The 1,899-nt window shown below is 48.9% G+C and carries 3 protein-coding genes; all 3 read right to left on the reverse strand.

Annotated elements, in window-relative coordinates:
* Positions 1-538: ATP-binding cassette domain-containing protein (locus tag R7Q47_RS23510; protein ID WP_318089510.1), on the reverse strand; the 538-nt coding region annotated here is incomplete at its 3' end.
* Positions 535-1,530: an oligopeptide/dipeptide ABC transporter ATP-binding protein gene (locus tag R7Q47_RS23515; RefSeq protein ID WP_318089513.1), complete on the reverse strand. Its 996-nt coding sequence runs from the start codon at positions 1,528-1,530 to the stop codon at positions 535-537. The genes R7Q47_RS23510 and R7Q47_RS23515, both read right to left, overlap by 4 nt.
* Positions 1,530-1,899: ABC transporter permease subunit (locus tag R7Q47_RS23520; RefSeq protein ID WP_318089515.1), on the reverse strand; the 370-nt coding region annotated here is incomplete at its 5' end. The genes R7Q47_RS23520 and R7Q47_RS23515, both read right to left, overlap by 1 nt.

Consider the following 1,899-nt stretch of genomic DNA (forward strand, 5'->3'; position numbering starts at 1 on the left):
AACCATTTAGCGCTTCATCCGCCACAATGATTGATGGCTTAAGGATGAGTGCACGAGCCAAACAGACACGCTGTTTTTGACCAGCCGCAAGCATTTGAGGATAGAAGTAGGCGTGCTCCGGCAGAAGCCCCACGCGAAGCAACGTCTCTTTTACACGTTTCATTCGTGCATCTGGCGGCATGTTGGTGTTTCGTTTCAACGGACCTTCCAAGATTCGTCCAATTTGAATACGAGGATTCAATGACGTGTTTGGGTCTTGGAAAATCATGCGAATCAACTTACATCGCGTTGCGTAATCTTTGTGTTCTAAACGCTCACCATTGACTCGGATCTCACCAGAGCTCGGTTCAACAACGCCTGCGAGCATACGTGCAAGTGTTGATTTACCGGAGCCATTCTGGCCAATAAAGCCAATAGTTTGCCCCGGTTCTAGCGTAAAGCTCACGGGTTTAACCGCTTCATTAACTTGACGTCTGAACAGTCGAGAACGCGTGACAAACTGCTTCGATAAGTTATCGACTTCGAGTAACGCACTCATGACTTCTTCTCCGTGTTCAATGGAAAGTGGCAGTTAAACTTATGGTTTTTAATGCGTCGCGTGTGTGGAATTTCAACACACTGTTTTTGCGCGTACGGACAACGCGGCCCTAATCGACAACCAATTGGCAGGTGCTGCAAAGGAGGGATAGACCCAGGTAGCGATTGCAGTTTCTGCTTGTGCGGCACCCAATCATTAAAATCTGGCATCGCTTTTAGCAGCGCGTCAGTGTAAGGGTGTTTAGGTGCTTCGATAATTTTGTCGGTGTCGGCAGATTCAACCGACTGACCACAGTACATGACGGTAATTCGGCTTGCCCATTGCGTGATGGTAGCCAAGTCGTGACCGATCAGCAAAATCGTAGTGTTGTTGAGCTGGTTCATTCGGCTCAACAAACGCAGAATCTGCGAATGAGTGATGGGGTCCAAGTCGTTAGTTGGTTCGTCAGCAATCAACAATTTAGGTTTGGTTGCGATGGCCATGGCGATCATGACTTTTTGACATTCACCATCTGTTAGCTCGTACGGGTAGCTGCCCATCAAGCGTTTGTGATCTTTGATACCAACTTTGTGCAGTAGCGCAATGGCCTGTTTTTTACGCCATTTGAATCGCTCCCACCACTTGCCTTCAAAGGCGCGAGAGGGGATAGACTCAATTAATTGACGTCCTACTTCTTCGGAAGGGTCCAAACAGGTTGAGGGTTCTTGGAAGATCATCGCGATATCGCGGGCAATGACGCGTCGACGCTCTTTCGGCGTAAGCTGTAAAAGGTCGATGTTACCCAAGCGCATTCGGTCCGCGGTGATTCGCCAGTTGTCCTTACAAACCCCCACGATCGCTTTCGCAACTAAGCTTTTACCTGAGCCAGACTCGCCCACCAAGCCTCGGATTTCACCTTCGTTGAGCGTTAGGCTCATTCGGTCGACGGCTTTCACCATCCCTTGTGGTGTTTCGATCTCGATAGTCAGATGTCGAATATCTAATAACGGCATTATTCGATCCCCGCATTCAGCGCTTGGCGCACACCTTCACCTACTAAGTTTAAGATAATTACGGTGAACATGATGGTCAGACCCGGAAGCGTCACGGTCCATGGTGCGATGTAAATCAGCTCGACGGAATCACCCAAAATGGCACCCCATTCGGTACTCGGTGCTTGAGCACCCAAGCCAAGAAATCCAAGAGCTGTAATATCCAAAATGGCCGCCGACAGAGCGAGAGTAATCTCTGCTGCAATGACGGTTAAAATGTTTGGAAGAATCGAGCTCCACAGCAAGTAGAAGTCATTTGCGCCATCTAGGCGGGCTGCCATGATGTAATCTTTTTCTACCTCAGTATGTACGGCAATATACACCGAGCGA

This window comes from Vibrio sp. Vb0349 (genome assembly GCF_033338975.1).